This is a genomic window from Anabaena sp. WA102, assembly GCF_001277295.1.
Lineage (GTDB): Bacteria > Cyanobacteriota > Cyanobacteriia > Cyanobacteriales > Nostocaceae > Dolichospermum > Dolichospermum heterosporum.
In genome coordinates, this window is record NZ_CP011456.1 from 5,678,750 (window position 1) to 5,705,437 (window position 26,688).

Sequence of the window (26,688 nt, forward strand, 5' to 3'; positions counted from 1 at the left end):
GCGCGAAACAAAATCAAGATATCATAGGCAGGTATAAAACCTGCCCATTTAATCCTATTCTATACCCTCAATCCGATTTTCCACCTCCTGATACAACTCACGTAACCGGTCTAAATTTTCCTCACTAGTCTCCCAATAACCGCGTCCATTCATTTCCAACAAAGTAGAAACAATCTTGCGGAAAGAATGAGGATTGAGATTCATGAGACGCTTTTGCATTTCCTCATCTTTGATGAAAGTCTCATTCGTGTCCTCATAAACCCAGTTATCCACAGCGCCAGCAGTCGCACTCCAACCAGTCGTATTTACCAACCGCTTAGAAAGTTCCCGCACACCTTCGTAACCGTGAGATAACATCCCCTCATACCATTTGGGATTTAACAACTTAGTCCGCGCATCTAAACGCACAGTTTCTGATAAACTTCTCACCTGTGCATTCGCAGTAGTTGTATCTGCAATGTAAGATGCAGGTTTCTTGCCATCTGCACGCAGACTTGCTACTAACTTAGTAGGATCAGAGTCAAAATAATGGGAAACATCTGTTAAACTGATTTCCGAAGAATCGAGATTCTGGAAAGTTGCATCAGCAGTTTTCAAAGTAGTTTCAAAAATCTCCCGCGACTCATCCATAACCCCAGGATTATCAGAATTGAAAGAGAAAGATTTCCGTTTCAAATACATTTCCTGTAACTCAGCTTCACTATCCCAAGTGCTATTCTCCACCGCTAAGTTAATATTAGAAGAATAAGAACCAGAAGCATTAGAGAAAACGCGAGTTGCAGCTTGACGCAGATTTATCCCCATGTCCTCCGCTTGTTTCAAAGCGTGCTTGCGGACAAAATTCATTTCCAAAGGTTCATCAGCTTCCGCAGCCATTTTCACACCTTGGTCAAGCAAATTCATTTGGTTAATGAACAAGTCGCGGAATACACCAGAACAGTTAATTACCACGTCAATTCTAGGACGACCCAACTCTGATAAAGGTATCAATTCCAACTTATTCACCCGTCCCAAAGCATCGGGTACTGGACGCACACCAATCATCCACATAATTTGGGCGAGGGATTCACCGTAGGTTTTGATGTTATCTGTACCCCAGAGGACACAGGCAATGGTTTCTGGCCAGTTTCCTTCATTTTCTGACCTGTTCCGTTCCAACAATCTATCAACGACGATTTTCGCAGATTGAACTGCGGCGGAAGTGGGGATAGATTGGGGATCTAAAGCGTGAATATTTTTACCAGTGGGTAATACGTCAGGATTACGGATAGGATCACCACCGGGACCAGGGAGAATATATTCACCAGCTAAACCTTGGAGAAGTCCACCCAGTTCGTTATCTGCACAAACTTGTTTTAAGCAGAATTCCAAATATTCAAACAGGGGTTTCAACGCAGAGGTATCAACTTTGGTGTAACCTGATTGATGCAGTGATTCTACCCAAGGTTCTTTTCTGCCCATATTGAAGAAATTCAACTTGGAAACCGCGATAACTCGACCTTCTGCGTCAATTTGTTCTTGAACTAATGCCGTTACAGCCGCACGGGTAGCGAGGGTGATATCTTGTAATAGTTGCACATCTGCCAAAATTCCGGCATCGTTGTTTCTGTAGATATCTTCAATGGTGCGTCCCAGACTTCTGGCAATAATTCCCGGTAAACCTTGAATTTCTTCCTCTTGCCGATCTAAACTAGCAATGTTGACCAAAGTTGCGATCGCTTCTTCAGCACTAGGAGGCTTACCAATCACGTGCAGTCCACAAGGTAACAAGCGTGATTCAATTTCCATCAACCTGCGATAAACGCTACCAACAATGTTATCCCGTTCTTCCGAGGACATATCCTTAGAATCGGTTTCTGGTAACTCAATATCCTTGTCTAAGTTGACAATGCGGCATTTATCCATGATGGAATTGACAATGGAAACGCCGCGTCCTGTGTCTTTCAAAGTTTGGTAAGAAGCAATTAACTCGCTGAGTTCCTTCAAACCCTTGTATAAACCAGCATTTTCCGCAGGTGGTGTCAGGTAAGAAATTGTTTCTGCGTAACTGCGACGTTTGGCAATTGTGGCTTCACTGGGGTTATTAGCTGCGTAATAATACAGGTTAGGAATTGAGCCAATTAGTTGATCTGGGTAACAATCACCGGACATTCCCATTTGCTTACCGGGCATAAATTCCAACGAGCCATGAGTACCAAAGTGTAACACAGCATCAGCGCCCCAAATCCGTTCTAGGTAGGTGTAGTAAGCTGCAAAACCGTGATGAGGACTTGCGGAACGGGAGAATAACAACCGCATGGGGTCGCCTTCATAACCAAATGTGGGCTGGACACCAATGAACACATTACCAAATTGTTTCCCATAAATCAACAGATTTTGTCCATCGCTGTTGAGGTTTCCGGGAGGTGGTCCCCAGTTCTCTTCTAAGCGTTGGGAGTAGGGTGTCAGTGCTTCATATTCTGGCACGGACATTTTGTAAGCAATGTTGAGTTCAGGACTGTTGTATTGTGCTTGTGCGTCGTGGATGACTTGTTCTAGCAACTCTTGGGGAGTTTCGGGAATGTCCTGCACGTCGTAACCGTTGTTTCTGAGTCCTTGTAAAACCTCGAAGATAGAACCGAATACGTCTAAATATGCGGCTGTACCCACGTTACCTTTGTCGGGAGGGAAGCTGAAAACAGTGATGGCAACTTTCTTGTCTAATTTGGGTTTGCGGCGGAGATTTGCCCATTTTAAGGCGCGTTGGGCAACTATTTCTACTCGGTCTTGTAAAGCGATCGCTCTCCCGGTTGCCCCATCTTTACCTGATAAGATAATCGGCTCAATTGCGCCGTCTAGTTCGGGTATAGCAATCTGTAAAGCCACTTGAATGGGATGTAACCCCAAATCGCTATCGAGCCATTCTTCCGTAGTCTGGAAGACCAAAGGCAATGCGACCATGTAAGGACGATTTAACCGTTTTAAGGCTTCAATAGCTTTAGGATGATCTTGTCTAGCGGGTCCACCCACCAAAGCGAAACCAGTTAAAGACACCACCGCATCTATTAACTGCATTTTTGTAATTGGTTCATAGAAGTAAGCTTCTATTGGTTTAGAGAAATCCAAACCACCAGCAAAAACAGGAAGAACTCTTGCCCCTAAAGATTCCAATTCCTGCACAATTGCCACATAATGGGCATCATCGCCGGTAACGAGGTGAGTCCGTTGTAATACCAAACCTACACAGGGTGCAAGGGGGTCTTTCAGGTTACTAGAAATGTCCTTGCGGGCAGAATACCAGTTCAGATATTCTCGCACATCCTCAAACATAGTCGGCGCTAAAGGATGCCAAATTCCCATGTCGGGATAAACAACTGGTGCTTCATACTTAGCAGCAGCAAAGCTTTCTTTTTCTACGCCTTTCAATACGTATTTATCAGCCAGCATCAGCAAGAAGTTTTCCAGGTTTTCCGCTGAACCACCTAGCCAATACTGAAAACTGAGCATGAAGTTTCTCGCGTCTTGTGCTTTTTCCATGGGGAGGAATTTCAGCACTTGGGGAAGTGTCCGCAACAACTTCAACATTCCATCTTGGAAACCAGCGCCAGATTTTTCTTTGCGCTTCTTCATGAAGTTAGCAATGACGCTCTTGGATTGTCCTAACTGCGCCAAAGAGAAGCTACCCATTTTATTGAGGCGCATAACTTCGGGCATGGAGGGGAAGACAACCGATACATCTAGGTTATCACGATGGGGTTCAACTGCGGCAACTACTTTCTGTGCTAAGTCTTCTATAAAAATCAGAGAAGCAATGAATATATTAGCACTGGCTATATCACGTTTCAACTCCTCATAGTTTTCAGTTCCACGCAGTTCTTCAATCAAGTATCCACTGATTTCTATGGCTACGCTGGGATGATTAGCGTTAATTTCCCGTACCGCTTGCGATAATGCACTTTGGTATTGGGATTCTAGCACGACATAGACAACCTTGATTAACTTACGTCCCCGTAAATCGTCAGGTGCAATATGTCGAATCGTGGACTTGACTTGGGTAAACATTCAAATAAGCTCCTTTCAAGCGTGTTCTCATGAAGTTCCTCACGGCTAATATGGCCGTTTGTAACTGCAATTATTTTCGGCAATAAGAGTTTTTTAGCAGAAAACTCGGATTCTGTGGGGGTTTTGTCCTATATCTGACACAAAATGATATAGAAAACAACATATTTATTCATGAATCTTAACAAAGAATACAGGTTCTCTCACCTGTTTTTAAATTTTGTTTACATAATTATGCTGTTATGTAACAAAACGTTAGTGCTGACAGTATTGTGATATTCTGGTTTTGAGTTAAGCGATCGCTTGCTGCTCAATTGTGCAGTTATACTCAACATGGCTGAATCATTTGATTCTGTGGTAAGGGTTTAGCAGTGCTAAACCCCTACACATCTGGGTTTTTCGTAATATTACAAAAGTCCATTTCCCATCCGTGTTTAGTATAGCCCCCAGTTCTGGGAACTCTAATTTTGTTGGACAAAATTGATTTACTGTTAGGAGGAAAATTATGCGTACATCAGGTCAAATTATGCTTTTAGAATTTTTAGGAGACCTTCTTAAAATTGCTTTTGGGGCAGATTATTATAAATTATTTACGAAACGTGTCAATGAAAATGATGCCAGAAATATTTTTTCAGTAACAGATTTAGCAAAAAAATATCCTGATTTTAAGGATAAAGTTATTGAAAAGGCTAAGAGCAAGATTAAAAAACAATCTGAAGGTCTTGATCAAAAATATGAAGAATCAATCACTAAAAAATATATGACTTTTGATCAAGGATTAAAGCTTGTCAAAGGACTGCTGGATAGTGTTGTTAGCTCCGGATTTGGTAATACAGGTATAACTGAAAAAATTCTTAGTACCTTTACATCTGCTGTATGTACTGACGGATTTTTATTGTTCAAAGAATATCATAACAGTCACAAGTCTCAAGAGTTATACGAAATAGAAGAGAGCAAAGATTCGGACTCATTCAGGTTATTTTATCTTCATTTAGACGTGGAGGCAGAAAAAATTGAGAACTTTTTGTACAACGAGAGCAATACTATTCTCAAAGCAGAATATAAAGTCATTAAATTTTCAAATCTTCAAGCCCTACTTGAGTGGGCTTCAGATCAGTAGATGTTGTGGATTTACTGGCTGGATAATTACGAAAATTGCAAAGATTTTGAAAATTGCTATCACCGGCGCAATTTAGGAATAAGTTGGGAGTGCGATAGCGAAGCACTGCTGCAAGCAGTTCGTTTAAGATTGGGGTGGTTGTGAGCGATCGCTGTTTGGGGATGTTGTGAGAGCGATTATGATTTTTTGTCAGAATCAGGATAACCAGGATTAAAGGATTTACAGGATGTTATTTAATAATTGTTGGTGAAAATTTGGGGATGATTTTGTTTATTCTGATATGGCTAACGCCACGCTACGCTATCAGACAATTACAACATTCACCACCAACAAACAAAAGAGCAATTACATCCTGTACATCCTCAAATCCTGGACATCCTGATTCAGACAAAAAATCCGCGTTTATCTGCGTTTATCAGCGTTCACCTCCTGAATCAAGGATCAAAAATAGGCGATCGTTTAAAATTAGGGTTGTGAGCGATCGCACTTTAGGAATAAGTTGGAATTGCGATAGCGAAGCGCTCCGTAGGAATCGCTTAAAATTAGGGGGTTGTGAGCGATCGCTGTTTGGGGATGTTGGGGTGCGATAGCGAAGCGCTCCGCAGGAATCGCGCTTATATATTAACTATATATTTCTTTCAAGGCAAAATCTCAAAACAATCACAATGCTGAGGTCGAAATAATCTAAAATCTCGCTGATCTAAAGTCAATATTCTTTTAATATCAAAACGTTCAGCTATAGCCATAACACTTGCATCTACAAAATCAATCCGACTATCTGCATATTCATCCAAAATTTCCGCAACACGCACCAAATCTTGATCTGTCAAAGCTACTAAAATAAATCTACTTGCAGATAGTCCTTTTAAGAAAGCTACTAATGTTGCTGAACCTGCATTACGTCCTACTAAATAAGCCACTTCTGCTAATACTGTTTGTGGCAATAAAATTTGTTTTTGTTGTGTGTATACTGGTGTTACACTATTGTGCATTGTGTCCAAACGATTCAACAATGCGACAACAAAGCCAGTATCAGCTACTGCTGGGGTTCTTTCCATGTCCAACCTGATTTCTCTGTTACTTCATTTTGAAGAATATCTTCGGAATTAATAGCTAAATCAGGTGTGGCTGCAAATAAGCCAATTAATGGATCAGATACAGCATCATTAACTGTTTCTAGTGATTGGATTTCCAGGTATGATCTGACAGCTTCACTAATAATTGATTCCGGTGATTGACCACGGTTACTAGCCAGATTGATCAGTTTTTCGAGTAAAGTCTGTTCTGGATTCCAGTTAAATGTAGATTTCACAAGATAATTTCTCTCTTATTAACCACAAATAATATTATAACAAATAAGTGCAATTTTATTAACTAATTATTTGCTTAGTGTCTTAATGAAGAAGCGCGACCTAGGAATCGCCGAAAATTAGGGTATTTGTGAGCGATAGCGAAGCGCTGCTGCAAGCAGTTCGTTTAAAATTAGGGGGTTGTGAGCGATCGCCTAGAGTGCGCTACCATTTGTTTAGGAACGCAAATTTAATAACCTGCAATTCTGATGTAACCTGGAATGGTGCGTTACGCTGTCGCTAACACACCCTACTTTTGCACCTTATTTAATTCACATTCCTTAGTCATTTTTAGGATCAAAATTGATTGTGACTACATCTCTCAACATCAACGAAGCCTTACTAAATGAGGCGTTGGCACTTGATAATCAGGTGAACATTGATTCTTTAGTAGAAACAGCACTGCGCGAATATATTCAACGTCGTAAACGGCTCAAAGTATTAGACCTCTTTGGGACTATCGAGTATGACGAAAGCTATAACTATAAGCAGCAACGTCATTAAGCATGAGCATTATTGTTGATACTTCCGTTTGGTCATTGGCTCTACGTCGGAAAACACCACCTGATTTTTCCCCAGCAGTTACAATATTGCAGAATTTAATCACTGATGACCAAGTTGCCTTACTAGGTGCGATTCGTCAAGAAATTCTTTCTGGAATCCGCAATTTTGAACAGTTTACCCGTCTACGAGATTATCTCCGAGCTTTCCCTGATTTAGAACTCATGCCAGAAGACTACGAACTTGCTGCGGAGTTTTTCAATACCTGCCGCAGTAAAGGCATTCAGGGTTCAAATACTGATTTTTTGATTTGTGCAGTTGCTCATCGTCGAAGCTACAGCATTCTCTACACTGACAATGATTTTCAGAATTTTCTAGTACATATTCCTATTATTTTATTGCCTGTTGAGGGTTAGCGCGATAGCGAAGCGCTGCTCCAAGCAGTTCGCCTAAAATTGGGGTGGTTGTGTGCGATAGCGAAGCGCTCCGTAGGAATCGCTGTTTGGGGATGTTGGGAGTGCGATAGCGAAGCACTCCGTAGGAATCGTTTAAAATTAGGGTTGTGAGCGATAGCGAAGCGCTCCCTAGGAATCGCTGTTTTGGGATGTTGGAGTGCGATAGCGAAGCGCTGCTGCAAGCAGTTCGTTTAAAATTAGGGGTTGTGTGCGATAGCGAAGCGCTCCGTAGGAATCGCTGTTTGGTAATGAGTATTAAAAAATTAATTTATTGAACGATATAATATAAATAAGAATTAGATTTTTCCAAAGCACAAACAGAGTAAACATCATGCAAGAACAATTAACCGACTATCAACAAGAACTAACAGAACGCATTTCTCATGTTGTAGATAAACTATTTCGAGGTAGTAGTTTCTACATGGTGAAATTAGATCAATATGAAATGACCGCAACGTTAATAGAATTATTTAGCAGATTTTCACCAGAAGAAATGAGAGCAATTAAAGAACATGATTTAACCAGAAGGATTGGTAAAATATTAACATTAGAAGCTGTTGCTGGGACATTAAATGATTTAACACCAGAAGAAATAGCGATTTTTGATGCAGCAGTAGCGAGAAAATAAAACCATGAATTTTTTACTTGATTCAAATATCGTTAGCTATGCGTTAAAGAAAAATACAACCATAAATAATAAATTGAGAGAGTTAAGCTTTCTTGGTTCAGAAATATTTATTAGTTGTATAACCTACTATGAAATTAAAAGAGGTTTGATATCTCTCAATGCTACTAAACAATTAGTAGATTTTCATGGATTTTGTAATGATTATCCTGTATTATTGTTAGATGATTTAGAAATTATTGAAAAATCCTGTGAAATTCATGCCAAATTAAAATCCAAAGGTACTCCTATCCAAGATGCTGACATTTTAATAGCAGCTACAGCAATTGTCCGCGATTTAATTCTCGTTTCTAATGATTCTGATTTATTAAGAATTGAAGGACTTAAATTAGAAAATTGGTTGTGATAGAAATTTAGGAATCAGTTGGGAGAGCAATCATTTAAAATTAGGGGGTTGTGAGCGATAGCGAAGCGCTCCGCAGGAATCGCTGTTTGGGGATATGGGGTGCGATAGCGTTCGCGGTAGCGTCCCGGAGGGAACTAGCGCGACCTAGGAATCGTTTAAAATTAGGGTGGTTGTGGGCGATCACCGTTTGGGGAATGTTGGGGTGCGATTATGATTTTTTTGTCTGAATCAGGATAACCAGGATTAAAGGATTCACAGGATGTTATTTAATAATTGTTGGTGAAAATTTGGGGATGATTTTGTTTATTCTGATATGGCTAACGCCACGCTACGCTATCAGACAATTACAACATTAACTACCAACAAACAAATGAGCAATTACATCCTGTACATCCTCAAATCCTGGACATCCTGATTCAGACAAAAAATCCGCGTTTATCTGCGTTCAACCCTTAATCAAGAAAAATAGGCGATCGCTGTTTGGGGATGTGGGGTGCGATTGTTTAAAATTAGGGGGTTGTGAGCGAAGCGCGACCTAGGAATCGCTATTTGGGGATGTTGGGGTGCGATAGCGTTCGCGGTAGCGTCCCGGAGGGAACTAGCGCGACCTAGGAATCGGGAGACTGTGGTGCAATTCAATGATGTTATTCAGGCATAATAACAGGAATAACCTTATTTTTATATTGACGATAAACCCTAAAATCACTATCTAAAGTGAAAACACTACTTCCTCTAATTAATTCACTCATTCTTACTAAAAAAGCATCAGCTAAAGACATAGGAACGGATTGATATTGTTGCATTAATTGCTTAATTACTGTTACTTCTTCACTTCAATTAAAAGGTATTTTAATTACTTCTGCTTCCAATAAAGATAAAATAGCACTTTCTCCTCCATGAACATTTTGTAATAAAAAACCAGATTCCGCAATAACCGCTTCACAAGTGAATAAAGGAGGACGTAAATTTTTCCATTTTGCTACTGTCCATTCATGAAAATCATCACTTTTATCAATAAAAGCCACTAAAGGCGAAGTAAGTAGGTTGGTGTTGAAAATTGTCGTTATGGCAAGGCAAAAGGCACTCATGCAAGAGGCAAGAGTGAAGAGGGTTTGGGCGATTTTACATTTCTTTACACAGTTTGGTTTTATTGTGTTCACCTACTTATCTATAATAATTTCTGATTTCATTATTTACCAAATCCTTGAAGATACCTTTTATTAGTAGATAAATCACCAATCCCACTTTCTACAGACCCAGCCCATTCCTTAGCTAAATCATAAGCTGAAACCTCTTGATTGTCTTGTGATTTCGGTTTTTTACTGTGCATAAATTCCACAAAATCTAAGATAGTTTGTTGTTGTTCAATAGTTAGATTTCTAAATTTCTCTAACAGTGTGTTTTCTTGAATTATAGGTTTATCAATTGCTTGAGACATAGTTTTTTTGCGAAAATTAAACAGTCTTAATTAAGATTGTATCAAATTTTTAAACCTTCTACAAATTATTTGTGCGATAGCAAAGCACGACCTAGGAATCGTCTAAAATTAGGGTAGTTGTGTGCGATAGCAAAGCACGACCTAGGAACCACCGTTTGGGAATAAGTTGGAATAGCGATAGCGAAGCGCTGCTGCAAGCAGTTCGCTTAAAATTGGGGTGGTTGTGAGCGATAGGAATCGCTGTTTGGGGATGTTGGGGTGCGATAGCGAAGCACTCCCCAGCAGTCACAATATTGCAGAATTTAATAACTGATGACCAAGTAGCCTTACTAGGCGCGATTCAGTCTATGGGAGGAGTTTTCGCCGCGATTGGTACACCGGCTGTTTCCCCCAAACCCCGTGGAAAGTCTCCTGGCTGGCCTACTGGGAGAATCCGCTTACGCAGAATTCGCTACCCTACAGTCAAAAATACTACTCCTAGACCCAAGAAGGAACAACCTAAATCGGCTTGACCTCTTAGTTTTTCTAGTTTGAGCTATGTAATTTGTAAACTCAGTCCTTCTGGGTCATTTTGTCATGCCTTAGTCTAAACTCCAGGTATTTATTGGTTCTAGAGATGGTGAAGCTGCTACATTTCCTATTCCGAAATATTGCAAAGATGGTAAAATTTTACCTAAATGGCGAACTTTAGGAGATGCCATAACAGATTTAATTGATACAGAACGAGAATTTATGGCTTATCCAGAAAGTCGCTTAAAATATTTAAGATTATTGGAATCTGGACAAAACTGGAAGCATTTACCAGAAGAATTAAAACAAGAAGCTATGGGAGGTGCTTATAATTCGGGAGGTGGAAAAGTAGGTTTTTATAGAAATAGTATTTATCCATTATAGCTTAAACTAAGAATTTGCATCAACTAGATATCTAGCCAACTTCTGAAAATGATCGATATCTTAATCAAGAAGGTATCGCTGTTTAGGAATAAGTTGGTTGGGGTGCGATAGCGAAGCGCTCCGCAGAAATCGCCATTTAGGAACAAGTTGGGTGTTGCTTGGGAGAGCGATCGCTGAGTTAAGAACTTACTTAAATACTAATGAAACATAATGAAAAAATTGGTTCTTACTTCTCGCTTCAGGCGATTTTTGCGAAAATTCATCAGACATGATCAGAATTTACAAGCACGAATTGAGGAAACATTACAGCAAATGGAAATAGATTTATTTGCTGCTAACCTTGCTACTCATCAGCTAAAAGGTGAGTTTGATGGTTTGCGTGCTTGTTCCTGTAGATATGACTGTCGAAACCTTTGTAGAGACGTTCCATGTACAGGGATTCTCGGCTCTACATCTTCTTTGGAGATGTCTAATCCTATATTTCTCACTTTGTTCTCAACAAAGTCATATTCTATGCAAAAGCTGTAAGAATTGAAAGCACAAAAATAAAATAAAATCAGTTACTATAAATATAGCTAACTTCATTTTCAATAACTACCATGACGACAAATTCTATTTTTCGCCTATCCCCAATCATTCGCATCACATTATTAACATTATATATAGCCTTAACAGTTCCTTTACCTATTTTGGCTAAAGTTACTTCTGCCTCTGTTCCTCCATCATTGTTAATCGTAGGAATTATCGCCGGTTTTGTGATTTTATATGCTGTACTTTCTGAAAGAGTTATAACAGATGAGGAAAAAATTCAAGTCACTTATCCAGTGTGGATACCACGCTTTTTCCTTCCTGGTTGGTCTTTGCTTTGGTCGGATGTTAAAGATTTAAAACCACGTACTACTGGTCAAGGTGGATTAGTCTATTATTTTATCAGTCATGATGGTAAAGGTTATTTATTACCCATGCGTATAGCTGGTTTATCTCAGCTACTCAAAATTGTTCAAGAAAAAACTAATATTAATACTCACGATGTTAACCCTTTCTCACAACCTTGGATGTATATTATTTTATTTGGTTGTACCTTATTATTACTTTTAGTAGATATTTGGACTATTACTAATAGTGTGACCGGTCTCCCGTAGATTGGGTTGAAGTATGGAACTGCTGCAAATAAGCCAATTAACGGATCAGATACAGTATCATCAACTGTTTATGGTGATTGTATTTCCATGTATAATCTGACAATTTCACTAATAATTGATTCTGGTGATTGACCACATTTACTAGCCAGATGTATCCCTAAATGGTCTATATTTTAGCAAGACCTAGATCCCCAACTTCTCTAAGAAGTCGGGGATATGATTGATTACAATATTTTTTAGCTGTTTCAACGAAAACCCATATTTTGATATATAGAATCGTGTAATCTCTTAAGAGTTTTTGGTTCATCTCCAGCAACTATAATAAGGACTATATCGTTTAGACAAGATATTTTTGCTCTATTATTGTTAATATCGCCTTGTATCATGTAACCTGAATTAGAATTTACTCCTGTTTTTAAATTAATAAAATTTGCTGTTTCTAGAGATTGATATGCTCTTTGCTGACATTCTTGCAGACTCATATTATGTCTGACAATTCTCCATTTTATATCAGGAGGATTTGCTGTTTGTGACGGGGATGTATAACGTAAATTCCAATGGTGTGGTGCTGGTGGTCCACAAGTAATTTGACCAAAATTATTCACAGTACACACACCACCTGGCCAATCTGCACATTTCATTTGTCCAAATTGATTTTGAACACAATTATAGCCACATAGTTGTTGCCCAAAGTTATTAGTAATACATTGTCCTTTAGGAATTTCTTGAGCAGCAACATAGAGTATTGGGTTACTAACTATGGTAGTTAAGGTTGCAATAATATAGTTGCGCCAATTAAGTTTTTTCATTAAATATCCTATTATCAAAAGAGCGATCGCAGTGATATCGCTATAAGCGAACTATATTGAGTTTGGAAATAATTATTAGACTACAATTATCTGAGCAAACTTACGATTTTCAGGTTTAGGTTTAACTGTAATCTCTACATCACTACCTAACTTGTTTAGATAGTTCATCAACCTATCAGTTGAGAAGCCACTTAATCTACCTCTAATTAGTAGAGAAACTTTTGGTTGATCTATGCCTAGAATTTCTGCTGCTTGAACTTGTGTTAAATTTAAATTAGTAATGATTTCACTGATTTTACGGACTAACTCCGCTTTCAATAATCTTTCTTCAGGATTAGATAAACCTAAGTCAGCAAATACATTTCCGCTACTAACCTCAACTTGATTTTCTTCTGGCATTTTTTTACTCCATTTTTTCGGTAGTTTGTTGTAAATAATTTTCTTGAGCGATTTTCAATCTTTTTTTAACTAATTCTATATCTTGTTTTGGTGTAGCAATACCATGTTTTGATTTCTTTTGAAAGGAATGTAGTAAGTAGATAACACCCTCGAATTTAACAGTATAAATTGCCCTATATGTATCCCCATCAAAATCATCTACAATTTCTAAAACACCTGCTCCAGAGAACCCGCGTAAAGGTTTTGCATTAGGGTGTTTTTGTCCATGTTGTGCCAAATCAAGAGCGTAACCCATGACATCCTGTACATCTTCAGGAAACTTCTTTAAATCATTAAGGGCGCTTGCAATCCATCTGAGAGGCTTTTCTTGTTTTTCATTCATCTAATGTTAAGTATGCTAAAACTAGCATATTATGTCAATAAGTAATTATATGGTATTAAATATAATGTATGACAACGGTACAAGATCATCATGCTGTAGAAATTAGGAAAATAGATCCCCGACTTATCAAAGAAGTCGGGGATTTGAATACTAGGATCGCTCAAAATCATCCTCTTAGATTTTGCACCACATAAATTCTAAATCATTCAATGCAGTATCATCGCTCTCACCTCGATTAGATTCTACCTTAGCTTGGACACCACAAATAGCAACTCTTTTGTAACTTCCTTGCCAAGGTCCCCAGTTTCCCCAAGGTGTAGTACCTGAAGATTCAATTTGTCTGCGATTACCACAGGTAAAAGCAACAGAATTTGCAGCTGTATCATCTTCTGATCCCCGGTTGCTCTCCACTCTTAGCTGAAAATGTGTCATAAAAACACCTGGAGAGCAATTAGAATCTTCAAGCCAATTACCCCACATCCCTGGATCGGGCATAATACGATCTACATCTCGTCCATTGCGATCGCGGCAGTAGAGAGCAATAGCATTAAGCCCAGTATCATCACCCTCACCTCGTTCAGGTTCTACCCTCATTGTGTAACCAGCTGCCCATGAACCTGGTGGACAGTACACAGGTCTAGTCCAATCACCCCAGGGAGCACCATTACCAGATTTTCGTGTGAAAACTTGATCGTTACGGATACTGTTTTGTCCAAAAGCAACAGGAACTATACTACTATTCATTAATCCCAGACCAAACAGGTGGGGCAAAGTAACTGCGCCAAAACATATTGTAAGTCTTAACAACTTTTTCATTTTGCTACTTAACCATTAAATTGTAATTCTTTGTTCCTGATAATAGATATGTAAGTGATTGGATGTCAATGTGTATCCCTGCATAAAAATGTGATGGAGCTATTTTAGCATCTACTTATAGACCCAAAAAAGGCGGCTATGGTAATAAAATCATGGATACTGTAGCCCGTGAACTTATAAATGGTGTATGGGAAATATCAGTTTTACCAAATAGAGAAGTGCGAGTTACACTAAGTTGGCATTTACCACCAAAGACAACACTAACTGACAATTAACAATTAAGGCAATTCTACAGAATTGGGTTTAGCGATATGTGGTAAACCCCAACCGAGTTTTTCCCGGAGAACACGGAAAAATTCTGGAGACTGGAGACGAATAAATCGGGCGCTATAGGGCGATCGCTCTAAATATACCCGATCTTCCGGTAAAATATAACATCCACCATTACCATCCACAACCATCACCAACCGGGGAATATTCACAGGATATATATTGACTGGTTCACTATCGGGAAACACCAAAGCCCTAGAAGCCAGAGAATGAGGACAAATAGGTACTAACTGCAATACAGGCACACCGGGAGTAATTACTGGACCACCTGCGCTTAAAGAATAAGCCGTTGAACCAGTGGGAGTAGAAACAATAATTCCATCAGCCGCAATATCCACAGGTGAATGTCGTCCCACCGCAATTTCAAAATGGCACATACAAGTTAAAGGTTCTCGATGTAGCACCATTTCATTTAAACAGAGGGCTTCCCATTTCACCGTATCTCCCCGCATAACTTTAACGGTGAGCATAGCTCTATCTTCAACCTGATATGCACCCGCCATTGCCTGTTCTAAGGCTTGGGGCAATTGGTTAAGATAAATTTCCGTCAGAAATCCCATGTGACCAGTATTTACCGTCAGCATGGGGATACCAGAGGGGGCTACCAGGCGTGATGCTGCTAATACAGTTCCATCACCTCCTAACACCACAGTAAATTTCATATCTGAGTCAAAGCCAGGGGGCGTAAGACCTTCAATGGGGGTGTGAAAGACAGGACTATCTGGTTGAGAATAGCCCAATATCCCACCGATACTAGCTGTGATGTACACATCCCAACCAGCAGCGGTAAGTTTGTCTTTTAGTTCAATAGCGACACTACTCGCTATCGGTTTAACGTCGTTATAGATAATGCCTGCTTTCGGCACACTCAAATATCCAAGTCTAAGGGCTGTTTTTTATGTATCTCATAGTTACACATTTTGGACTAATGTAACCATAAGTCTCATATTTATTGACTATTGGCTTTGGAAGATTCTTTAAAGGGAGTCTTTTTACTTTTGAGCTTTTTGCTTTTAGCTTTCTCGTAATCTAACTGTTTCAGCTTGTTCATAATCCGGCTGAAATATTCTTGTAGATATACTTCCAGTGTGGTGGTTTGCTGTTTGTCTAAACCAAAAATAGTATATACTTCGTCCATATTTTCTGCGTTTAGAGCTTTACCACTGGCTAAAACTTCTGTAAAAGCTAATCTATCAGCAACATTCCATCCCCATTGAAAGCAGCGTAGTAAATTCCGTACAGCCCGTAATAATCCAATGGGCATTCGTGTAACTTTTGCATCTCTATCAGACAAGCGCTCGCAAAGATTAATAATTTCCTCGGCACTCCAAGCACGAGTTCCCACGACTGGGAAAGCTTGCTTTTCTGTTTCTGGTACTGTCAAAGCCCGCACTGCAAATTTAGCAATATCTTGAGTATCCATGTAGCCAATAGGTGAGGATGTTCCCGTCACCCATACTGGTTGTTTTTCTAAAATAGGTATACCATATTGACCAATTAATCCTTGCATAAATCCAGCCAAACGTAAAATTGTGTAGTTTAAACCGGATTCTACCAAGTATGCTTCTGTACATCCCTTAATTTCCATTAGTGGTACATTGGGATATTTATCAGCATCGAGAATGGAAAAGAAGATAAATCTTTCTACACCAGCGGCTTTGGCTGCTTGAATTAATGCTACTTTTCCATCCCAATCTACCTCTTTAATAGTTAGAGAATCTGTAGCACGGGACGTAGCGGCATCAATAACTGCTGTTACTCCCGTCAATGCTTCCGTCAGGGTTTGCGGATTGCACAAGTTTCCTCGTACCAGTTCTGCACCCCATTCTTTCAAAAAAGCTGCTTTTTTAGGACTCCGAACGAGACAGCGGACTTTGTATCCTTCATCAATTGCGCGACGGGCTACTTGTCTTCCCAGTGTGCCAGTTGCACCAACTATTAATAATGTCATGGGGTTGGTTATATATCTTAATGTTTATGAAAAGAATCTTAACAGAATTAGTTATGTAAATAAAACTTTACATCATTTTAATAAAAGATTTAGGAGTTCAGGAGTTCAGGAGTTCAGGAGTTCAGGAGTTCAGGAGTTCAGGAGTCACCGAGTCACCGAGTCAGGAGTCACCGAGTCAGGAGTCACCGAGTCAGGATGAAGAATTAATTTTTTTCCCCTACTTCCCCTACTTCCCCTACTTCCCCTACTTCCCTTACTTCCCTTACTTCCCCTACTTCCCCTACTTCCCCTACTTCCCCTACTCCCCTACTTCCCCTCTACTCTTCTGCGCCTTGAATTTTGAGTAACAAAGCACCGATCGCCCAACCTACGAAGATTAGACCGAAAGATAGCATAGCTGCATTTAATATTTCGCTGCCCATTTGCTGTAATGCTCCTTTGTGGATTGTTGATTTATGTTTCCTGTTTTTCAGACCGCTGAATTTGATTTGAAGGCTCAAATCTTATTTTCAACTTTGAGGATTCAGATAAACTGGGTCTATCAGAATTATTGAGATTAAACCTCTATCAATAATTCTAAACCAATTTAGGGATGATATTCGGGGATAGACGACGATGGGCAGGGATACAAGATCATGATTAATCAAGATAAACGTCCGCGTTTGGTGCTGACTCTGGGAGATCCGGCGGGTATTGGTGCTGAGGTAATTTTGAAGGCTTTGGCTGATCCTGAAGTTACTCAAGATTGTGATGTGGTGGTGGTGGGAAATAAAATTTTATTAGCTCAAGTTTATGAAAATATCAGTAAAAATATTGATAATTCCCTCTTTTTGGTAAATCCTGCTAATTTGTCTGTAGTTGATGTGCCTAGTGCTGGTGAAATTATTACTGGTGTGGGGAATGCAGCTAGTGGTGCGGCGAGTTTTGCTTATATGGAATATGCTATATCTCAAACTTTGGCGGGTGAGTTTGATGGAATTGTTACCGGACCTATCGCTAAATCTGCTTGGAAGGCTGCTGGTTACAATTATCCAGGACAAACGGAACTTTTAGCCGCAAGGGCTGGTGTGGAGCGTTTCGGGATGTTGTTTGTGGGGCGATCGCCTTTTACTGGTTGGACTCTGCGGGCGTTACTTGCTACCACACATATTCCTTTACGTCAAGTAGCTGAGGCATTAACACCGCAGTTGTTGACACAGAAATTAGATTTGCTAGTGGAGTATTTAGAAAATGATTTGGGGATTAAAAATGGGAGAATTGCGATCGCCGGGTTAAATCCCCACAGCGGTGAAATGGGACAACTAGGAACGGAAGAAATAGATTGGTTAATTCCCTGGCTGGAGTCAGAACGCCAAAAACGCCCCCATTTACAGCTAGAAGGACCCATCCCCCCAGATACAATGTGGGTGAAACCAGGTATGGCTTGGTATGGTAATTCTTCAGTTAAAAATCCGGCTGATGGTTACTTGGCACTTTATCACGACCAAGGTTTAATTCCCGTGAAGTTGATGGCTTTTGATCGGGCTGTCAATACTACCATTGGTTTACCGTTTGTGCGGACTTCCCCGGATCATGGTACAGCTTTTGATATTGCCGGCAAAGGCATTGCTGACCCAACAAGTATGAAAGCAGCGATTAATTTGGCGGTTGAAATTAGTCGGGAGGGTTTAATATGACAGGACATAAAAAGTTTATACTCAAAACGGCTTGATTGTTTGATTCTAAACGTAGGGGTAAAGCAAGAGCTTCATTGGTGTCAACTTAACGTAAAACCTCTATCCCGCAAAGAACTCAAGTCATCTCATTCCCAGTCTCTGACCCTTCCCTACGAGGCTACGGTGTACACACAAGTGTTATCTGCAAGGGTTTCAGGCGTTATAGACCCCTGAAATTGTCATTACGAGCGCAAGTAATCACATAATCTCGTGGTTTCATTCCGCACTTCGTGCCGCTTCGCTAACATCGCCCAACAACACTGATTAAGCTGCGCTTAATTTTGCTCGTTGGGCAATTCGTCACTTACGCGTATTCATCTCACCACCTACCCTATCGGGTAGGTGAGAGGCTTCTACTGTTTAAACTAACAATGCTTTGGCTTTAGCTAAAACATTATCAACAGTGAAGCCAAACTTCTCCAAACAAATACCACCAGGAGCAGAAGCACCAAAAGTATCAATACTTACAGTGTCGCCTTCACTACCTGTATATTTGTGCCAACCGAAGCTACTAGCAGCTTCTACCGATAGACGCTTAGTAACAGCTTTTGGTAGAACAGATTCTTTGTAAGCTGCATCTTGTGTATCGAACAAGGTAGAAGAAGGCATAGAAACTACACGAACCTTCTTACCGACCGCAGTTAATTTTTCTGCTGCACTTACACAGAGGCTGACTTCTGAACCAGTACCAATCAAGATGATATCTGGTGTACCTTGGCAATCAACAATTGTATATCCACCCTTAGCGACACCTGCAATGGATGTACCTGCCAAGTTAGGAACATTTTGACGAGTGAACGCCAATAAAGTGGAAGCGTGTGCTTTAGACTTCTCAATTGCGACTTTGTAACCACCAGAGGTTTCATTTCCGTCAGCAGGACGAATTACGGTTAAATCAGGAATGGCACGCAAAGAAGCAAGGGTTTCAATAGGTTGGTGAGTAGGACCATCTTCACCTTGACCAATGGAGTCGTGAGTCATGACCCAAATTGAACCAGCTTCAGAGAGCGCAGCCAAACGAATAGCAGCCCGCATATAATCTGTGAAGATTAGGAAGGTTGCACCGTAGGGAATTAAACCTGAGTTGTGCAACGCCATACCATTACAGATTGCACCCATTGCGTGTTCCCGCACACCAAAGTGGATGTTGCGGTTGGCAAAATGTCCTTTTTGGAAGTCTCCAGCACCTTTGAGTTCGGTGAGGTTGGAGTGGGTTAAGTCAGCAGAACCACCAATTAATTCTGGCAAAACAGCCCCGAGTTTGTTGAGGCAGTTTTCTGAGTGTTTGCGGGTGGGTAATGCTTTGTCTTCGGTTGTGTAGGTAGGTAATACTTTGTCCCAACCGTCTGGTAATTTACCAGTAATGAAACGGTCAAATTCCGCTGCTTCTTGGGGGTATTTAGCTTTGTAGTCAGCATAAACTGTATTCCATTCGGATTCGTAACCTGCACCGCGTTCTACTGCTTTGCGAGTATGATTTAGAGCATCTTCAGGAACTACAAAGGCATCATATTCCCAACCTAAGTTTTTGCGGGTAGCGATGGTTTCTTCTGGACCCAAAGCCGCACCGTGAATACCAGCGGTATCTTGTTTGTTAGGAGAACCATAACCAATGGTGGTTGTCACCTTAATCATGGTGGGTTTGTCGGTGACGGCTTTTGCAGCTTCAATAGCTTTGGCAATTCCCGCTAAGTCGGTGTTACCGTCTTTAACGTGGATAACGTGCCAACCGTAAGATTCAAAGCGTTTGGAAACGTCTTCAGTGAAAGCTACATCTGTAGAACCATCAATGGAGATGTGGTTATCGTCATAAAGAGCAATCAGTTTACCTAATCCCCAGTGTCCAGCAATGGAAGCAGCTTCACCGGAAATTCCTTCCATGTTGCAACCATCACCCAGAAGTACATAAGTATAATGATCAACTATCTTGGCATCTGGTTTGTTGAACTTAGCAGCTAGGTGTGCTTCTGCTACTGCTAAACCCACTGCATTGGCAATTCCTTGACCTAAAGGACCTGTGGTAACTTCTACACCGGCTGTAACAAAATTTTCGGGGTGGCCTGGGGTCTTAGCACCCCATTGACGAAATTGCTTGATGTCGTCTATGGTAACGCTATCGTAGCCGGTTAAGTACAGTAGGGCATACTGCAACATTGAACCATGACCAGCGGATAAAACAAAGCGATCGCGGTTGAACCACTGAGGATTTTTGGGGTTATAGCGCATGAAGCTATCCCAAAGCACAAAAGCCATTGGAGCCGCGCCCATCGGTAGTCCAGGGTGTCCCGATTTAGATTTTTCTATGGCATCTACAGCCAAAAAGCGGATCGAATTAATACAAAGTTCTTGGATGGATTGGGTTGCAACAGCCATAATCTCTTATTGTTAACGACGGGTTAGGACTCTTTTTAGCTTGTTCTTGTTGGGTTCATTATCAAGTGATCCCACTTTTCTCATCATCCCATTCCTAATTGTCAATGGACAAGGGGGATATTGTGAGTTTTTGGTGATGAATAAAGCCAATAATTTAATCTTGCTGTTCCCAAAGCGTGGCATAAGCCATACTAACGGTTCAGCAGAGAATGATCTCTATCATACTTGCCACAGGTTCACTTCTAAAAAGCCAACCAGTAACAAAATTACAGTAGGAGTTCAGGAGGTAGGGGCGCAGGGCCTGCGCCCATTCAGGAGTATGGCTAACGCCACGCTGCGCTATCAGGAGTTCAGGAGTTCAGGAGTTCAGAAGGAAGAAGAAAGAAGAAAGAAGAAAGAAGAAAGAAATTTCTCCCCTACTCCCCCTACTCCCCCTACTCCCCCTACTCCCCCTACTCCCCCTACTCCCCCTACTCCCCCTACTCCCCCTACTCCCCCTACTCCCCTGCCCCAACAGCGATAGGATATTTTTTATTTGCAAGTCACTAGAGAGTAAATTTCTTGAATGCCAGGGTAACATTATGACCACCAAAGCCAAAAGAATTAGATAAAGCCACCTCGACTACCTGATCACGGCTAGTATGGGGAACATAATCTAGGTCACATTCTGGATCAAGATTTTCGATATTGATGGTGGGGGGAATTTTGTTATGAGCGATCGCTAAAATTGTCGCTACAGCTTCAATCCCACCAGAACCGCCTAACAGGTGTCCTGTCATGGATTTAGTAGAACTGATGGCTACTTTATACGCATGATCTCCCAAAGCTTTCTTAATCGCCGCGGTTTCATTCACATCATTGGCTGATGTACTAGTTCCATGAGCATTGATGTAACTAACCATTTCCGGTGTCAGTGACGCATCTTTTAAAGCTAACTCAATCGCTCTGGCTGCACCTAAACCACCGGGAACAGGAGAAGTCATGTGATAGGCATCACAGGTCATCCCATAACCAACAATTTCCCCATAAATCCTTGCGCCACGATTAAGGGCGTGTTCTAATTCTTCGAGAATTAAAATTCCTGCTCCTTCACCCATGACAAAGCCATCACGATCACGATCAAAGGGACGACAAGCATGAGCCGGATCATCATTGCGGGTGGACAGGGCGCGAGCAGATGCAAATCCTGCCACTGACAGGGGTGTAACTGCGGCTTCACAGCCACCGCAAATCATGGCTGTGGCATATCCGCCTTGAATCTGACGAAAAGCATCGCCGATAGAATTAGAACCCGCAGCACAAGCTGTTACAGAGCAGGAATTTGGACCTTTTGCCCCAGTATGAATTGCTGTTAATCCTGCTGCCATATTGGCGATCATCATGGGAATCATGAAGGGACTACAACGACTAGGACCTTTATTAGGATCTAAGTAAATGGTTTGTTGGTCTTCTAAAACCTTAATTCCACCAATTCCCGAACCGATAATTACACCAATTTGTTCAGCGTTGAGATCATCAATTACTAAACCTGAATCAGCAACAGCTTGTTTAGCTGCTGATACACCCAATTGGGCAAACCGATCCATCCGCTTGGCTTCTTTGCGATCTAAGTAAGTGTGTGGATCAAAGTTTTTGACTTCACCCGCAATGCGGCAACTATGTTTAGAAGCATCAAAGGCGGTGATATAGTCAATTCCATTCCGTCCGCTTAATAATCCTTCCCAATATTCGGCTGGTGTGTTACCAATAGGTGTAATCGCGCCCACACCTGTTACAACAACGCGGTTACGTTTATAGTCTATCATGATTGCATTAAATATGGCGAAAAAGCAGCAGGGGGAAACAATTAAGAGGGCTGAGTTCCGAGTTAAGTATTCTTAGTTAAGACTATACTGTTTGCTCAATATTATGGACTTTTGGTGCTTTTTTTGAAGTCAAACTTACAGTTTAGACACTTAACACTCATTTAAGGACGGGTTTATCCAGTTAATTTGTATACTCTTAAAGTATTTGTTTAAACCCGTCAATGCTGAATATAATTTCGTCTATGGAGATGCAGCAACGTGACTAGAGATATAATCAACTACGGCTTGAACAGTTGTAATTTTTTCAGCCGCTTCATCAGGAATGTCGATCTCAAATTCTTCTTCCAAAGCCATGACTAACTCCACTGTATCTAGGGAATCAGCCCCTAGATCTTCCATAAAATTGGCATTTGGTATAACCTTAGCCTCATCCTCTATGCTAAGTTGCTCAACGATAATCTTTTTAACTTTTTCAAAAGTTGCTGCTTGGCTCATAAATAAAAGTCCTTAACAAGTTGCTATGATTTGCTCTAAATGAACAAAGTTTTTTTTGGGCATATACATCTTATCGGAAAGGGTGAACCTGAGTATAGGTTCTATCATTAAAACTGAGGATTAAAGATGAAGGAGATCCTGGAAATGAGAGATAAAGGTTTAATAACCACAGTAACCACCCAATTAATCAATCCTCATCACCTCTAAACAATAAACCAACTATACTTTTATGCTATCTAAACCGCTAAAATACGCTTACTATCCAGGCTGTGTAGCTCAAGGGGCTTGTAGGGAACTGTATATATCAACTCAATCTCTCACTCAAGCCTTGGGTATTGAATTGGTTGAACTGAAAAAAGCCTCTTGCTGTGGTTCAGGGACATTTAAAGAAGATTCCCAATTATTAGAAGATACCGTTAATGCCAGAAATATCGCGTTAGCAGAATCATTAAATCTCCCTTTACTTACCCATTGCAGCACTTGTCAAGGTGTTATTGGTCATGTTGATGAACGATTAAAAGAATGTCAGTCAACAAATCCCGATTACGTGAATAAAGTTAATGGTTTATTAGAAAAAGAAGGCTGTTCTCCTTATCGGGGGAGTACAGAAGTTAAACATCTTCTTTACGCTTTAGTGACAGATTACGGCTTAGAGGAAATTACCCAGCGTGTCACCAAGAAATTAAGTGGATTAAAATGTGCAGCTTTCTATGGTTGTTATCTCCTCCGCGCTCAGAAATCCATGCCCTATGATGATCCTTTTAAACCCGAAGCAATGGAAAATGTATTTCGGGCAGTAGGGGCGACACCTGTATATTATCGTGGCAGAACTCAATGCTGTGGTTGGCCTTTATCCAGCTACGCAACAACAGAATCTTTCCAAATGGCTGGAAATCATATCCAAGAAGCTTTAAATAATGGTGCTGATTGTATTGTCACACCATGTCCTTTGTGTCATTTGAATTTAGATTCTCGTCAACCAGAAGTAGAAAAGGTCATTGGTCAAAAATTAGGTTTACCAATTTTACACTTACCCCAGTTAATTGCTTTAGCTTTAGGTGTCAGTCCCAAAGAATTGGGTTTAGACAGACATATTGTGTCTACAAAACCCATTTTAGAAAAATTAGGTTGGTAAAATATCACCGAGAATTTAGATCCCCGACTTCTTAGAGAAGTCGGGGATCTGTGGATCACTCATTTTTACCAATCACCGATTTTTGATATTCTTCTTCACTAATTAAATCCTGATTGTTTTCTACACGATCTAAAAATACTAATCCCTCCAAATGATCATACTCATGTTGAAAAATTCTGGCAACAAAATCAGTTAATTCTTGTTTTTGTAAATTGCCATAACGGTCTGTATATTCAACTTCAATTGTTTGATATCTAGGAACTAAACCCCTAATTCCAGGAACACTTAAACAACCTTCCCAATCTTTAACCACTTCTGAAGAATTGGCAACAATTCGGGGATTGATCATTGCTGTTGCTTGCATTTCTGGCGCATGGGGATATCTGGCATTAGGACGGGAAGCAACGATAAATAAACGGTATGATGCTGCTATTTGTGGTGCAGCAATTCCCACCCCATTAGCTTGAGCAACTGAGGTAATTAATTCATCAATGAGGTTTTGAATTTCTTGATTTTGAATATTCTCAACCGCAGCAGCTTTTTGTCGTAATATCGGATTACCTAATTTAATGATTGGTGCTAATTCATTCATTTTCAAATCTCTATATTTTTCTCATATCAAATTTCATTATCGCCGTTTTGACGATTATACCATTGATGATGTGCGATCGCCCTCCGATTGCGTCGCCTTCTACCTCGCACCGTCATGAATGCCGTAAGGTGTTACTTTACGCATTAAAAAAAGCGAGACAAGAAGTGGCTTCCGTGCCGTTCGCTCTTTTCTGTGAAATAATTAGGGCTTGCTAAATAAAGCTAAAACCATTGTAAACTTTACCTATTAGCCGGGAAATATGGCTTACGCCAGTAGATGTCAAGTTGCTATTTCCTAATCCCATAAAACCCATAAAACCACAAAAAAGGATCATGACAATGAGTACAGAATATCATGTCCAACTTATTCAAGCAGGTAACACCCAAACCTTAACAATTCCTCAAGAATTAAACCTATCAACAACAGAAGTAATTATCCGACAAGAAGACGGAAAACTGATCATAGAACCCTATCAGAAAAAATCCCTCCTGGAAATTTTTGCCACCTTAGATGATATTGAAGAAGATTTTCCCAAGGGCAGGAAATCCGGGACAACTTACTAAATATCAATTTTCTTTGTTAATTGGTAAAGGTGCAGGTTTAACTAAGAATTCAGAAATTTTGCCATTACGCTCTACTTGCACTTGTAAAGGAATACCAACTTGACTATTTTCTACTATTCTTTGCACCTCATCAACTTTCAAAACGGGTTGATTATTCATACTTTTGATCACATCTCCTGGACGTAATCCAGCAGTGGCTGCGGGTGAGTTAGGAACAATCCTCACTAATAGAATCCCTTGATTTGCAGATAAATTTATTTTCTCTCCAAATCGAGCAATAATTTTTTCCTTAACTTCAGGTGTGAGTGTGACCATTTGTATGCCTAAATAGGGATGATCAACTCTACCTTTAGCAATTAGTTCTTCGGCAATTTTTTGGGCAGTATTAATAGGAATCGCAAAACCTAAACCTTGAGCGCCTTGAATAATTGCTGTATTCATGCCAATGACTTCACCACGAGCATTTAGTAATGGTCCACCAGAATTACCAGGATTAATTGCTGCATCTGTTTGCAGATAATCAACACGCTTATCACTTGCACCGATATCACTACTAGAACGATCTGTGGCGCTGATAATTCCAGATGTGACAGTATTATTTAAACCCAAGGGATTACCAATAGCGATAACGGCTTCTCCTGGTTGCAAAGTATCCGACTTACCTAAAGCTAGACTGGGTAAATTACTGGCATCAATTTGAATTACTGCCACATCTGTTACAGCATCTTCGCCTAATACTTTACCTTTAAAAGTTCTGCCGTCTTTGAGGGTAACTGTAACTAAATCAGCACCGTCTACAACATGAGAATTAGTTAAAATTTGCCCAGATGAATTAATGATAAATCCCGAACCGCTACCTCTTTCTACTCTTTCTCTTTGTTGAGAAGGGATTCTATTGCCAAAAAAGCCGCGAAAAAAGGGATCAGAAAATTCGTCTGGTGCTTGAGTTGTGACGGTTCTTGTCGAATCAATGCGAACAACTGCACCTCCCACCTTTTGTACTACTTTGACAACAAAGTTAGGATCTCCAGAAGAGGAAAAAATCGCGGGAGGAGCAATTTCTGTAGTGGGTGCAGTGGTTTTGTGTGGTTGTGCATTGCTAGGTTCGATTTCTGTGGTGGTTTTCTTGAGATTCGTACAACCTCCCAGCATGAACACGGCTACACCACACACTGCGAGCCATTTTTTACCCTTATTTCCCCAATTTTGCCCTAAAAATCTAGTATTAATATTCTGCGCTGCTAAGTTATGATTATTAATTTTTATCATGTGATTATTGCTCCGTATTCGTTAGTAGGTGCTAGGATATTAGCTACCGGGTTTTTATCAAAATGATTATAGGTGACACAGAAGTA

General features: G+C 40.3%; 33 protein-coding genes. 15 read left to right on the top strand and 18 right to left on the bottom strand.

Annotation, left to right across the window (positions count from 1 at the left end; genetic code table 11):
* Positions 1-54: 54 nt before the first annotated feature.
* A complete protein-coding gene (locus AA650_RS25225) occupies positions 55-4,041 on the bottom strand; it encodes a magnesium chelatase subunit H (protein ID WP_053541121.1) in 3,987 nt (1,328 codons plus the stop codon).
* Positions 4,042-4,543: 502 nt separating this feature from the next.
* Here AA650_RS25225 and AA650_RS25230 point away from each other — a divergent pair.
* Together AA650_RS25230 and AA650_RS28470 are read left to right on the top strand one after the other, a co-directional pair.
* The gene (locus AA650_RS25230; RefSeq protein ID WP_053541122.1) at positions 4,544-5,158 is read left to right on the top strand and encodes a hypothetical protein; all 615 of its coding nucleotides are present in this window, start codon (positions 4,544-4,546) and stop codon (positions 5,156-5,158) included.
* A 260-nt stretch (positions 5,159-5,418) separates the two neighbouring features.
* A complete protein-coding gene (locus AA650_RS28470; RefSeq protein WP_199924349.1) occupies positions 5,419-5,748 on the top strand; it encodes a hypothetical protein in 330 nt (109 codons plus the stop codon).
* 48 nt (positions 5,749-5,796) lie between these two features.
* On the opposite strand, the gene AA650_RS25235 is transcribed toward AA650_RS28470, so the two are convergent.
* Together AA650_RS25235 and AA650_RS25240 are read right to left on the bottom strand one after the other, a co-directional pair.
* Positions 5,797-6,216, bottom strand: a complete 420-nt coding sequence (locus tag AA650_RS25235; protein ID WP_039199932.1) for a type II toxin-antitoxin system VapC family toxin — start codon at positions 6,214-6,216, stop codon at positions 5,797-5,799.
* Positions 6,195-6,470, bottom strand: coding sequence for a hypothetical protein (locus AA650_RS25240; protein ID WP_027402764.1), 276 nt, complete (start codon positions 6,468-6,470; stop codon positions 6,195-6,197). The genes AA650_RS25235 and AA650_RS25240 overlap by 22 nt, the downstream gene beginning before the upstream one ends.
* Positions 6,471-6,816: 346 nt before the next feature.
* Between AA650_RS25240 and AA650_RS25245 the strand changes: the two genes are divergently transcribed.
* From AA650_RS25245 to AA650_RS25260, 4 genes are all read left to right on the top strand, one after another.
* A complete protein-coding gene (locus tag AA650_RS25245) occupies positions 6,817-7,011 on the top strand; it encodes a type II toxin-antitoxin system VapB family antitoxin (RefSeq protein WP_039199934.1) in 195 nt (64 codons plus the stop codon).
* 2 nt (positions 7,012-7,013) lie between these two features.
* Positions 7,014-7,424, top strand: a complete 411-nt coding sequence (gene vapC / locus AA650_RS25250) for a type II toxin-antitoxin system VapC family toxin (protein ID WP_053541123.1) — start codon at positions 7,014-7,016, stop codon at positions 7,422-7,424.
* A gap of 370 nt (positions 7,425-7,794) precedes the next feature.
* A complete protein-coding gene (locus AA650_RS25255) occupies positions 7,795-8,091 on the top strand; it encodes a hypothetical protein (protein ID WP_053541124.1) in 297 nt (98 codons plus the stop codon).
* Between the two features lie 4 nt (positions 8,092-8,095).
* Positions 8,096-8,494 carry a type II toxin-antitoxin system VapC family toxin gene (locus AA650_RS25260; protein WP_053541125.1) on the top strand — a complete coding sequence of 133 codons (399 nt, stop codon included), beginning with the start codon at positions 8,096-8,098 and terminating at the stop codon, positions 8,492-8,494.
* Between the two features lie 644 nt (positions 8,495-9,138).
* Here AA650_RS25260 and AA650_RS28945 read toward each other — a convergent pair.
* The 3 genes from AA650_RS28945 to AA650_RS25270 form a co-directional block, all read right to left on the bottom strand.
* The gene (locus tag AA650_RS28945; RefSeq protein ID WP_234413259.1) at positions 9,139-9,297 is read right to left on the bottom strand and encodes a hypothetical protein; all 159 of its coding nucleotides are present in this window, start codon (positions 9,295-9,297) and stop codon (positions 9,139-9,141) included.
* A 30-nt stretch (positions 9,298-9,327) separates the two neighbouring features.
* The gene (locus tag AA650_RS28950) at positions 9,328-9,582 is read right to left on the bottom strand and encodes a hypothetical protein (RefSeq protein WP_234413260.1); all 255 of its coding nucleotides are present in this window, start codon (positions 9,580-9,582) and stop codon (positions 9,328-9,330) included.
* A 101-nt stretch (positions 9,583-9,683) separates the two neighbouring features.
* On the bottom strand, positions 9,684-9,932 hold the full coding sequence (locus AA650_RS25270) for a hypothetical protein (protein ID WP_053541126.1): 249 nt from the start codon (positions 9,930-9,932) through the stop codon (positions 9,684-9,686).
* Between the two features lie 293 nt (positions 9,933-10,225).
* Here AA650_RS25270 and AA650_RS25275 point away from each other — a divergent pair, with 293 nt between their 5' ends.
* The 4 genes from AA650_RS25275 to AA650_RS25280 all read left to right on the top strand — a co-directional run bounded on the left by AA650_RS25275 (position 10,226) and on the right by AA650_RS25280 (position 11,968).
* Positions 10,226-10,444 (top strand): hypothetical protein, encoded by a 219-nt coding sequence (locus tag AA650_RS25275; RefSeq protein WP_053541127.1) that lies wholly within the window; start codon positions 10,226-10,228, stop codon positions 10,442-10,444.
* A 220-nt stretch (positions 10,445-10,664) separates the two neighbouring features.
* A complete protein-coding gene (locus tag AA650_RS28955) occupies positions 10,665-10,826 on the top strand; it encodes a hypothetical protein (protein WP_233455438.1) in 162 nt (53 codons plus the stop codon).
* Between the two features lie 210 nt (positions 10,827-11,036).
* The gene (locus AA650_RS28475; RefSeq protein WP_168635658.1) at positions 11,037-11,354 is read left to right on the top strand and encodes a type II toxin-antitoxin system RelE/ParE family toxin; all 318 of its coding nucleotides are present in this window, start codon (positions 11,037-11,039) and stop codon (positions 11,352-11,354) included.
* 71 nt (positions 11,355-11,425) lie between these two features.
* A complete protein-coding gene (locus AA650_RS25280) occupies positions 11,426-11,968 on the top strand; it encodes a hypothetical protein (RefSeq protein WP_053541128.1) in 543 nt (180 codons plus the stop codon).
* Positions 11,969-12,213: 245 nt separating this feature from the next.
* Here the strand turns inward: AA650_RS25280 and AA650_RS25285 are convergent, their stop codons facing one another.
* From AA650_RS25285 to AA650_RS25295, 3 genes are all read right to left on the bottom strand, one after another.
* The gene (locus AA650_RS25285; protein WP_053541129.1) at positions 12,214-12,777 is read right to left on the bottom strand and encodes a hypothetical protein; all 564 of its coding nucleotides are present in this window, start codon (positions 12,775-12,777) and stop codon (positions 12,214-12,216) included.
* 75 nt (positions 12,778-12,852) lie between these two features.
* A complete protein-coding gene (locus tag AA650_RS25290; protein ID WP_053541130.1) occupies positions 12,853-13,176 on the bottom strand; it encodes a helix-turn-helix domain-containing protein in 324 nt (107 codons plus the stop codon).
* 4 nt (positions 13,177-13,180) lie between these two features.
* Complete coding sequence (locus tag AA650_RS25295) at positions 13,181-13,558, bottom strand: type II toxin-antitoxin system RelE/ParE family toxin (RefSeq protein ID WP_053541131.1); 378 nt, start codon at positions 13,556-13,558, stop codon at positions 13,181-13,183.
* A 68-nt stretch (positions 13,559-13,626) separates the two neighbouring features.
* Between AA650_RS25295 and AA650_RS29205 the strand changes: the two genes are divergently transcribed.
* Complete coding sequence (locus AA650_RS29205; RefSeq protein ID WP_257720888.1) at positions 13,627-13,752, top strand: hypothetical protein; 126 nt, start codon at positions 13,627-13,629, stop codon at positions 13,750-13,752.
* On the opposite strand, the gene AA650_RS25300 is transcribed toward AA650_RS29205, so the two are convergent.
* A complete protein-coding gene (locus tag AA650_RS25300; protein ID WP_053541132.1) occupies positions 13,733-14,374 on the bottom strand; it encodes a hypothetical protein in 642 nt (213 codons plus the stop codon). The genes AA650_RS29205 and AA650_RS25300 overlap by 20 nt on opposite strands.
* 152 nt (positions 14,375-14,526) lie before the next feature.
* Here AA650_RS25300 and AA650_RS29210 point away from each other — a divergent pair, with 152 nt between their 5' ends.
* Positions 14,527-14,649: a hypothetical protein gene (locus AA650_RS29210; RefSeq protein ID WP_257720889.1), complete on the top strand. Its 123-nt coding sequence runs from the start codon at positions 14,527-14,529 to the stop codon at positions 14,647-14,649.
* A gap of 3 nt (positions 14,650-14,652) precedes the next feature.
* On the opposite strand, the gene AA650_RS25305 is transcribed toward AA650_RS29210, so the two are convergent.
* The 3 genes from AA650_RS25305 to petM form a co-directional block, all read right to left on the bottom strand.
* On the bottom strand, positions 14,653-15,570 hold the full coding sequence (locus AA650_RS25305; RefSeq protein ID WP_053541133.1) for an NAD(+) kinase: 918 nt from the start codon (positions 15,568-15,570) through the stop codon (positions 14,653-14,655).
* An 83-nt stretch (positions 15,571-15,653) separates the two neighbouring features.
* Complete coding sequence (locus AA650_RS25310) at positions 15,654-16,655, bottom strand: SDR family oxidoreductase (protein WP_053541134.1); 1,002 nt, start codon at positions 16,653-16,655, stop codon at positions 15,654-15,656.
* A gap of 317 nt (positions 16,656-16,972) precedes the next feature.
* The gene (petM, locus tag AA650_RS25315) at positions 16,973-17,077 is read right to left on the bottom strand and encodes a cytochrome b6-f complex subunit PetM (protein ID WP_039199595.1); all 105 of its coding nucleotides are present in this window, start codon (positions 17,075-17,077) and stop codon (positions 16,973-16,975) included.
* A gap of 213 nt (positions 17,078-17,290) precedes the next feature.
* Here petM and pdxA point away from each other — a divergent pair, with 213 nt between their 5' ends.
* Entirely contained in the window at positions 17,291-18,331 is a 1,041-nt protein-coding gene (pdxA, locus tag AA650_RS25320; RefSeq protein ID WP_053541135.1) for a 4-hydroxythreonine-4-phosphate dehydrogenase PdxA, read from the top strand.
* A gap of 399 nt (positions 18,332-18,730) precedes the next feature.
* Here pdxA and tkt read toward each other — a convergent pair whose 3' ends face one another.
* The 3 genes from tkt to acpP form a co-directional block, all read right to left on the bottom strand.
* The gene (tkt, locus tag AA650_RS25325) at positions 18,731-20,743 is read right to left on the bottom strand and encodes a transketolase (protein WP_053541136.1); all 2,013 of its coding nucleotides are present in this window, start codon (positions 20,741-20,743) and stop codon (positions 18,731-18,733) included.
* Positions 20,744-21,288: 545 nt separating this feature from the next.
* Complete coding sequence (gene fabF, locus AA650_RS25335; RefSeq protein WP_053541138.1) at positions 21,289-22,548, bottom strand: beta-ketoacyl-ACP synthase II; 1,260 nt, start codon at positions 22,546-22,548, stop codon at positions 21,289-21,291.
* Positions 22,549-22,788: 240 nt separating this feature from the next.
* Positions 22,789-23,043, bottom strand: coding sequence for an acyl carrier protein (acpP, locus tag AA650_RS25340; RefSeq protein ID WP_053541139.1), 255 nt, complete (start codon positions 23,041-23,043; stop codon positions 22,789-22,791).
* A 229-nt stretch (positions 23,044-23,272) separates the two neighbouring features.
* Between acpP and AA650_RS25345 the strand changes: the two genes are divergently transcribed.
* Positions 23,273-24,178: a CoB--CoM heterodisulfide reductase iron-sulfur subunit B family protein gene (locus AA650_RS25345; protein ID WP_053541140.1), complete on the top strand. Its 906-nt coding sequence runs from the start codon at positions 23,273-23,275 to the stop codon at positions 24,176-24,178.
* A gap of 55 nt (positions 24,179-24,233) precedes the next feature.
* Here AA650_RS25345 and def read toward each other — a convergent pair whose 3' ends face one another.
* Positions 24,234-24,770, bottom strand: a complete 537-nt coding sequence (def, locus tag AA650_RS25350) for a peptide deformylase (protein ID WP_053541141.1) — start codon at positions 24,768-24,770, stop codon at positions 24,234-24,236.
* Positions 24,771-25,102: 332 nt separating this feature from the next.
* Between def and AA650_RS25355 the strand changes: the two genes are divergently transcribed.
* Positions 25,103-25,333, top strand: coding sequence for an antitoxin (locus AA650_RS25355; RefSeq protein ID WP_442853950.1), 231 nt, complete (start codon positions 25,103-25,105; stop codon positions 25,331-25,333).
* A 3-nt stretch (positions 25,334-25,336) separates the two neighbouring features.
* Here AA650_RS25355 and AA650_RS25360 read toward each other — a convergent pair whose 3' ends face one another.
* Positions 25,337-26,602: an HhoA/HhoB/HtrA family serine endopeptidase gene (locus AA650_RS25360; RefSeq protein ID WP_053541142.1), complete on the bottom strand. Its 1,266-nt coding sequence runs from the start codon at positions 26,600-26,602 to the stop codon at positions 25,337-25,339.
* Between the last annotated feature and the right edge of the window lie 86 nt (positions 26,603-26,688).